This window comes from Mycobacterium sp. (genome assembly GCF_035640695.1).
GTDB lineage: Bacteria > Actinomycetota > Actinomycetes > Mycobacteriales > Mycobacteriaceae > Mycobacterium.
In genome coordinates this window covers 1-7,709 of record NZ_DASQVQ010000094.1, presented here as the reverse complement: position 1 = coordinate 7,709, position 7,709 = coordinate 1, and the positions used below count along the sequence as shown (strand labels likewise).

Here is a 7,709-nt window from a genome sequence, read left to right as displayed (position 1 = left end):
GATGGTTGGTCGTTGGGGACGTCAGTCCCGGATGAAACCCTTGTTGCGCATCAGGAAGTCGGCAAGGAATCCGTCGTGCGGCATGCCCGGCGTCGTGTGGTAGGTGCGGTGGTGGCCGGTGACGACGTTGGTCACGCTCGGTTCGCTGAGCAGCTCGTCGATCAGCGCTTCATCGGTGGTGATCGCGTTGATGACCAGCGAATGCCGCAGCGGCTCAGTACCGTCGGCGCGCGACCACGGCGCCACCCATACGCACGGAAACGGCAGCTCGATGTTGAGCTTGTCCACGTCCGGATTGGCCAGCAGGTGCACGGCCGGGCGCAGCGCGGCGCAGCCATCGCCCAGGTCGGCGACCACCTGACCGGCGCCTAGCAGCGGGGTGGCGCCGACGGCTTTGGCGGCAAGGTAATTCGCCAGCTCGCGCGCCCTGCCTATGGGCTGAGTCGGCAGGGTCGCCCGCTCGTCGCAGGCACGCAGCGGCTCAATCATCGCGAGTCGCCCGGCAATCGCCCCGGCAAGCGCAGCGGCATCGCCTTCATAGAGCACGGCAGTCGTGTTCACGCACGCCATCCCGCCCAGGTTGGCGATCGAGTCGACGATCGTGTCGAGGTAGTCGCGCCAGTCGCACTCGGCGGTTATCACGATCTTGGCGCGCCCCGGACCGTTGACAAAAACCGTCGGCTGGTTGACGTACTTGTCCACGACGTCCTGACCCCCGTAGACCATGGCCAGGTCGGCGGCGCGGATGATCTCGTCGGCGCCGGAATAGTCCATCGGCAGGTACACCGCATCGCCCGGGCGAAAACCCGCCTGCCGCAACGCCAGAACAAGTCGCTGGCCTGTGAATGGCTCCCGCCGGGACGGTCGTACCGCCACCCGGTACCCCAGCGCCAGCGCTTGCGGCCACAGACCGTGAATGCCCGGCGCATTTCCGGAGGCATGGACCGCGAACACATCGCCGCGCCGTGCCCATACCGCGGTACCGGTGCGCGTGTGCTCCTCGCGCCAGTCGAGGGCCGTTCCGACCGGCCGAGCCGCGCTCGCCGTATCGAATGCCGACGCTGTGCACTCGGCGACCTCGCGGGCTTGGGCACGGGTCACCGTGATGGGCAGACCCGACACTCGGCTGACCAGCTCGACATAGGCATCGAAATCGAGTCCGGCGATCACCGACTCGGTGAAGACCCCCGCGGTGCTGGCCAGCGCCGCAGCACGTTGATGCAGCGGCAGCGGTCGCAGCTTGCGTTGCGCGCTCACGGTGCGAGCGGCATACAGCGGCGGCACGATGCTCATCTCGGCGACGGGCACACCGGCGGTGTCGCTGACGACCTCGCGATTACGGCTCCGGTAGGGGCTTTGCGCACCGAGCGCATCGATGGCTACCAGAGTCGGTGTGCCGCTGGAGTATTGGGAATACTCGTCGGTCACGGTCAGTACACGCCTTCAATCACGGCGTCGCCCTCGAACATCGGGACGGGCCGCACCTCGGCGATCGAATCGCCAACTTGGCCCGGGGGTCCGGGCACGCGGATGGCACTGTCGCGCTCGAGGTTGTTAGGAATGAACATGCCCTTGCTGATGTGGCTCATCACCACCTGGCCGCGCTCACCATAGGCCACCGGATCGCCGGTATCCGGGTCGATCACCCAAAACACCACGTACGGCGTCCGGGGGTCGAAAACAAACGATTCAGCCTCCGCGTCCCGAGTCACCGCCTGCGACAGGATCATGGTGCTGCCGAAGAACATCGTGATCGCGGTATTCGGGAAGATCTCGCGGAGCAGTCCGAGCGTATCGGCATCGCAATGAGCACCGCTGAGCACGGCGTAGTCGATCTTCGTGTTGATCAACTCCACGATGTGATCGTGGCGAGCAAGGGCCTCAAACAAAGGCGGAGTCGTATGCAGATTCGCGACGTTTTGCGTCTGCAGAATGAATTCCGCTTGCTCGATGAGGTGGTCAACGTATGCCGACACATCGGTGGACGCTTTGCGGGCGGCCATCTTCTTCACCCATCGGGGGTCAAGGTCAATCGAAAAGAACACCGAACCGAGGCGCTCGCAGACCAGCCGAGAAAAAAAGCCGACACCGTGCGGGCCGCTGGGCACCAGTCCCAGCAGCCCGCGACCGGCGACGAAGCCGCCGCTCCTGAAGTCCTCGGTCTGCCACTGGAGCACCTGCTCGATCCAGTCGGGCATCTGAACCGTTCGTTTCGGAGCGCCGGTGGTGCCACCGGACTCGAAGATGCGTGGGATCGGGGCCGGCGAGCCGTAGCCGCGCGGAATCACATCCTCGATAGGAACATCGCGCAGCTCGTTTCCGAGATTGGGAAATCGGCGCAGGTCCGTGAAGGTGTCGATATCGGTGAGCGGGTTGAATTTCAGCCTCTGTGCGGTCTGCAGCCAGTAGCGAGATCCGGTCTTCTCACCGAAGTGCCAAGCGATCGCGGCACGCAAGTAGCCCTGTGGATCGGCGATTCGTTCCGTGCGGGGAACATCCAACAGCGAAAAATCCACGTCTCCCATGTCACCAATCCTGTCGCACCGCCGGAAGGAATGGCAGCCCTGCGCCCATCCGGCGGTTGCTCGGTCACCATCTGATCCGGACTTCAGTTCGGTGTTGTCGCAGCTACGCAAGCTGGAAACCGTGGCGGCGAATGCCGCGCGGGCTGCCAAAGGCAGCCCCGACGTCGTCATGGCGTTGAGCACCGTGGGCAAGCGGTACGACGAACTCACGCTGCGGGCCGCCAAAGCGCCCACAGCGACGCTCGGCCAGCGGCTCTACGCTGCCCGGCGCCGAGCCGAGCTCACCGCCGAGGAAACCGCCAACGCGGCAGGCGTCAGCCGACTGCGTTTGCATCAGGCGAGCGCTCAGTCGGTCAGTGTGAATGACGGGGTATCCGCGGCTACGCTCGTGCCGTTGCGCTGTGAAAGGTGAAGTAAGTGTCTCTGCTCGTCGCGTTCTCGGTAACGCCGCTCGGCGCCGGCGAGAGCGTCGGGGAAATCGTCGCCGAAGCGGTGAAGGTGGTCCGAGAATCCGGGTTGCCCAACAAAACCGATGCCATGTTCACCGTGATCGAGGGCGATAGCTGGGATGAGGTGATGGCTGTTGTTCAGCGCGCGGTGGAAGTGGTGGCGGCACGGGCGCCGCGCGTCAGCACGGTGATCAAAGCGGACTGGCGGCTGGGCGCGAGGGACGCGATGACGGCCAAGGTCGCTTCGGTGGAGCGGCACCTGTCGGACGCCGACGTCGAGCCCTAGCATCGCCCGGCCGTCGCGATGGCGCGGCAGACCCCCTGCCCGGGACACGGTCACGCCCACCGCTGCGGAAAACATGCTGGTGATCTCCGGCAGATCTCCACACAATCTCCAAGCTTCGTGCACCTCTGCACCTGCACCATTTACTGCGTCACCAAGCAGATGCGAGCAAATCTCCCGCTCGCCCACAGAGAGGTTCATCATGACGAAGTTTGTTGTCACATCGCTGGCCGCGGGTGCCCTTGCGTCGGCGGCGCTGGGCCTGTCCGGTACGGCCGCGGCTTTCCCCGGCGCCGCATCGGCCGCCGATACCATCAAAAGCCTGCAGTCCGAGGGCTACAACGTGCAGGTCAACGGTGTTATCACCTCCGCCCCGCTGTCGCGATGCAGTGTCGCGGGCGTCCACCCCACCCTGGACGACTCGGCCAGCCGGCAGGAAAAGCAGCATACATTGGTCACTGTCGACGTGGCGTGCCCAAACGACTAGTCGCCGGTCGCTAGGCGGCCTTGCGCGGAAGGGCTTCGCATCCAACGCACCCAGCGGCGGCGACATCGCAGTCGCCGGCGCTGGGTCTTTGCGCTACGTCGTGCCGGCGTGCCGCCGGTCAGGGGTCAACAGCGCGAGGTGGACGACGACGCGGTCGCGATCCATGGCGTGTGAAGAACGGATGAAACGCCGCTGAACACGGTATGCCGTGCCGGTCCCGAATGGGAGCGTAAGCCGAATGTGTCCCGGGGATCGGAGTGGCATGGTGGGGCGACAATCACGCCTTTGGTTGCTTATCGCCGCTTTGGCAGCATCGTTGGTGCTGGTCTGGTCCGAATCGGCCGCTGCTTTCGCCGATCCCGCGGATGCGGCGGGAACCACCGCGGGTGATGGCGTCCCGACCGTGGCCGGAATGGTGGTTTACAAGAGTACATATCCATTCTCGCAGACGCTGAGCCGCACGCAAGATCAACTCCGTTCGGTCGGAAAGGTAGCCACCACAGTCGATTTCGCCAAAATCGCCGGGTGGATCGGTAAGCAGCTTCGGCCCACCACACTGGTCATCGGCGGCAATCCGAAGGCCGGTGCCCAGATCATCGCGGCGAACCAACGCGCCGGGATCGACCTGCCCCAGAAGTATCTGGTGTGGCAGGCGGCGGGCGGCACGGTATTTGTCGCGTACAACTCGGCGGAGTATGTGGCGGCGTGCGCGGGCATCGACCCTGCAAGCGGTGTCGTGGACGGATTGCGTAGCGGGTCGGCGTCGATCGCCGCCGCCGCAACGGGAAGCAGCGCATCGGCCGGTGACGGTGGCTCGCCGTCATGTGCCGGATCCTTGGCCCAAAAAGTCAGCAACACGACGGTTCCCGACGCCATTGCCTGTTATCAAGCTGCTTTGCCATGAACAACCAACCGACCGTGGTGACTGTGGATCACGGCGCGGATGCGGCCAGCGCGGGCTCTCCGATACCGGCGACAGAGTTGACGCTGACCGACGACGCGACGGTATCGGTCGCTCTGGTCGGCGCACAACAAACAATGGGCATCGACCTGCCGCCGCGCTTCCTGGCGTGGCAGGACGATGGGGGCGCGGTGCACGTAGGCCATCCCGATATTTGTGCGCTGGCCGCCCGACACCAAGTCAGCGGCGAAGACTCGGTGCTCGATATAGCGGTCGCGTCCAACAACTACTTCACCAGTAAAGCCGCCGGCAGCCCGAACTCATAGGTGTCTGGCTGCGCCGTATCAGCCGGTGCCCGCCATGGCCTGTCTAGCCTTGGATTCGGCGCTGCCGGGCGTGTAGTACTTTGTCGTCCAAGTGCTGTCACGAGTCAGCGTGAACGCCGTGTGATCGCCGGCCTGCCGGCGTTCGAAGGCCAAGCGGGCTCTGTAGTGTTCGAATAGCCGCAGAAACTCCGCCAGATAGATCCCGGCCAGTCGGGGGCATTCGGTAATCTCCAGCAGGTTCTCGTCGTTCTTGTGCAGAGAGTTTCCGCTGAAGTTAGCCGAGCCGGTGAACACCACCGGATGATCGCCTTCGGCGTCGATCACGACGAACTTGTGATGAACGCGGACCATGATCTTCGGGTCCTCGCCGGGCCACAGTATGCGTTCCGGTGCGAAGCCCGTCGGGGTGTCGCCTGCCTTAAAACCGTTGAAACCGACGATGTCGTGGTCTTTTTCGGCTCGGTTGACGATTGCGATCTCGGCGGCCACGTCGGCCCGGTGTGGATCGCCATGCGGCTGCGTCGCCGGTACACGGTTGACCAGCGCCAGCATCATCTTGCCGGCATCTGCGGCGCCGAAAACCGCGTCGAGCAGGGCCAAGTCAGTCGGGTCGAACGCGCATAGCAGTACGGAATGTTGTGCCGCGTTGACTGCCTTGACGATCGCATCGAGGGATTCGCGGCTATCGCTTGGCTCGGGGGGGAAGTAGACGCGGATGGTGGCGTCTCCGACTTGCAGCGGGTCAGACCAGCCTGTCTGGGATTGCTGCGTGGCTGTAAGACTGGGATCGTTCGCCAATTCCCGGGCCCGCGCGGCATAGAGCTCGGCGAGACCGGCCGACTCGAACGAGTGCAGGAGATTCGCCTGCACCGATAGGCCTTCAGGTGTGAAGTTCGCAGAACCGGCCAGCACGGCCTCCGCTGCACCGCCATCACCCATGCGCACCAGGAACTTGTTGTGCATGATGTTCGCGTGCGTGCGTGGCGCGAAGTCTTTTTCGGGTCTTCCGGCGGAGACGAGTTCTTGGATCGCCGTGTCCGAGACGTGGTCTTTGGTCGTCTGGTTGTACACCAACGAGACTTGTCCGGCGAAGGATTTGAATGCCGGCAAGATCCAGTTCTCGTCGGTGAGGTGGTAGATTGCGCCCTCGATGTCCTTGCCGGCGGAGCCGTCCAGGAACCGCGGAACCGCCTGTTCCAGTCCGTTGCCGAGCCAGGCTTCTGCCGCGCGTCGCTTCGCGTCGGTGTTGATGTCCGGAAACTCCTTTGTGAACGCCTGTGAGCTGACGACGGCACGGTTGAAGTAACTACCGATCCCGTTCTCCTCGACGTGGGGGACAGTGACTTCAATGGTGGCGCTTTCATCGTCGAGCAACGTGAACGATGTCGGTGTACCCGCAACGGGCACAATACGATAGGTGAATATTGCGCCCCGGTCTTTGTCATCGATGCGGGCATCCCACCAGAAAAATTTCTGTATCGGTGCCTCGTTAGTCGGGATATCTCCCTGATGCGGTGCGGGACCATCAAAACCTATCCGGTTGGGCAACCAGCTCGTCGCCGACGCGCCGAAGCCCGGGGTCCGCTCGATCGCGAACCCAAGGAAGTCGTTCCGGTCTTTCCCCGCCGGCCAGTCGAAGGCGAGCAGGACAAGCGTTGGGGAGACATATGATTTCGTGACTACTGGCATGGTTTCTCCGATGAGTGTGCAGTTAAGCGGCCCAATCCGGCCTCAGGCTTCCGACCGAAACGGCAGGTTCGATTGCGCGGCTCCCACCGCGGGATGCGGGGCCGGCAGTCTAGCTGTCGCAGGACGCCACTGGGTGTAGCGTCCTGCGTGCGTGAGTGCGCTGCGCAGTATTTTCAGCTAGGCGGACCCATCGTGATTGTGCGAATCCTGTTACGGGTTTCTTCGGCAGCACTGCTGTCCAGGCTCGTGCCTACCACCTCGATGAAAGTTCTCGAGCCCAGTGACAAACAGGTAACCAACACCGCAACACCTGCCCCATTGAGTGTCCCAGCGCCTCCGATGTGGGGATCGGATGTAAACGTCACCTGTAAGCCCGTTTCCTTGATTGCAAATTCCGCGTCTCTGAACGCCTCGGGTTGTGGCTTGGCCCGTGTATCTGAACCAACGTGGATAACCGGCGCTTCAGCCATAATTGTCTCCTTTGCAGATCGGCCTGTTTCGTGCGCATTCGATCATCGTCTGTGGATTCAAGCGCGCCTAGAGTAGTCCACTACTCGAATCTTTATCGGAAGATCCGGCCCGATCACACGCTGCGCGAATTAGCTATCACGGCTGTGAATGAGCTATATGTTCGATGTCGATCTCCTGGGAAGTCGCTCCCCGCAAGCAGTAGGTAAACACTTGCCACGAGTCGCCGATCGCGACGGGCAGACGAACCGTCTGAGCGGCGGCGCTTCTCAGCAGCCGGTATGCTGTCGCATTGAAAAGAACACGCGGCCAAGGAGATTGGGTCGTTGACATTTCCGCCGGCGTGGCCCCGAATCAGCCCATGGGACGTACAGACGATTTTTGCGTTACAAACAAGTGAATCGTTGCTTACGACTTGTTGATCATGGCAAGAGTGACGGGCCACGCGGTCTTGTTATCGTAATTCTACGTGTCGGTTAATTTTCACTGACTACGTCTTTGGTCGGGGAACCAGACGACGACGAATTTCGTGCGACGATCGGAAATGTCTGAATTTCGCGTTCCTTTATTGGCCTATTCCC

The 7,709-nt window shown here is 62.9% G+C and carries 8 protein-coding genes; 5 read left to right on the top strand and 3 right to left on the bottom strand.

Annotated elements, in window-relative coordinates; translation table 11 throughout:
- Positions 1 to 21: 21 nt before the first annotated feature.
- Together VE759_RS11470 and VE759_RS11465 are read right to left on the bottom strand one after the other, a co-directional pair.
- Positions 22 to 1,386, bottom strand: a complete 1,365-nt coding sequence (locus VE759_RS11470) for an aldehyde dehydrogenase family protein (protein ID WP_324931968.1) — start codon at positions 1,384 to 1,386, stop codon at positions 22 to 24.
- Between the two features lie 44 nt (positions 1,387 to 1,430).
- Positions 1,431 to 2,525, bottom strand: a complete 1,095-nt coding sequence (locus VE759_RS11465; protein ID WP_324931965.1) for a phenazine antibiotic biosynthesis protein — start codon at positions 2,523 to 2,525, stop codon at positions 1,431 to 1,433.
- Positions 2,526 to 2,694: 169 nt separating this feature from the next.
- On the opposite strand from VE759_RS11465, the gene VE759_RS11460 reads away from it, so the two are divergent.
- The 5 genes from VE759_RS11460 (at position 2,695) to VE759_RS11440 (ending at position 4,971) form a co-directional block, all read left to right on the top strand.
- Positions 2,695 to 2,937: a hypothetical protein gene (locus tag VE759_RS11460; RefSeq protein ID WP_324931963.1), complete on the top strand. Its 243-nt coding sequence runs from the start codon at positions 2,695 to 2,697 to the stop codon at positions 2,935 to 2,937.
- Between the two features lie 5 nt (positions 2,938 to 2,942).
- Positions 2,943 to 3,260, top strand: coding sequence for an MTH1187 family thiamine-binding protein (locus VE759_RS11455; RefSeq protein ID WP_324931961.1), 318 nt, complete (start codon positions 2,943 to 2,945; stop codon positions 3,258 to 3,260).
- A 199-nt stretch (positions 3,261 to 3,459) separates the two neighbouring features.
- The gene (locus VE759_RS11450) at positions 3,460 to 3,744 is read left to right on the top strand and encodes a hypothetical protein (protein ID WP_324931958.1); all 285 of its coding nucleotides are present in this window, start codon (positions 3,460 to 3,462) and stop codon (positions 3,742 to 3,744) included.
- A gap of 208 nt (positions 3,745 to 3,952) precedes the next feature.
- Complete coding sequence (locus tag VE759_RS11445) at positions 3,953 to 4,648, top strand: DUF302 domain-containing protein (protein ID WP_324931955.1); 696 nt, start codon at positions 3,953 to 3,955, stop codon at positions 4,646 to 4,648.
- Positions 4,645 to 4,971 carry a DUF302 domain-containing protein gene (locus VE759_RS11440; RefSeq protein ID WP_324931952.1) on the top strand — a complete coding sequence of 109 codons (327 nt, stop codon included), beginning with the start codon at positions 4,645 to 4,647 and terminating at the stop codon, positions 4,969 to 4,971. Before VE759_RS11445 ends, VE759_RS11440 begins: the two co-directional genes overlap by 4 nt.
- Before the next feature lie 18 nt (positions 4,972 to 4,989).
- Here the strand turns inward: VE759_RS11440 and VE759_RS11435 are convergent, their stop codons facing one another.
- On the bottom strand, positions 4,990 to 6,660 hold the full coding sequence (locus VE759_RS11435) for a phospholipase D-like domain-containing protein (protein WP_324931950.1): 1,671 nt from the start codon (positions 6,658 to 6,660) through the stop codon (positions 4,990 to 4,992).
- Positions 6,661 to 7,709 lie beyond the last annotated feature (1,049 nt).

Excerpts from the sequence above, each read along its gene's own strand:
- VE759_RS11465 (WP_324931965.1), bottom strand. The coding sequence starts at position 2,525 with ATGGGAGACGTGGATTTTTCGCTGTTGGATGTTCCCCGCACGGAACGA.
- VE759_RS11460 (WP_324931963.1), top strand. The coding sequence starts at position 2,695 with ATGGCGTTGAGCACCGTGGGCAAGCGGTACGACGAACTCACGCTGCGG.
- VE759_RS11450 (WP_324931958.1), top strand. The coding sequence starts at position 3,460 with ATGACGAAGTTTGTTGTCACATCGCTGGCCGCGGGTGCCCTTGCGTCG.
- VE759_RS11440 (WP_324931952.1), top strand. The coding sequence starts at position 4,645 with ATGAACAACCAACCGACCGTGGTGACTGTGGATCACGGCGCGGATGCG.
- VE759_RS11435 (WP_324931950.1), bottom strand. The coding sequence starts at position 6,660 with ATGCCAGTAGTCACGAAATCATATGTCTCCCCAACGCTTGTCCTGCTC.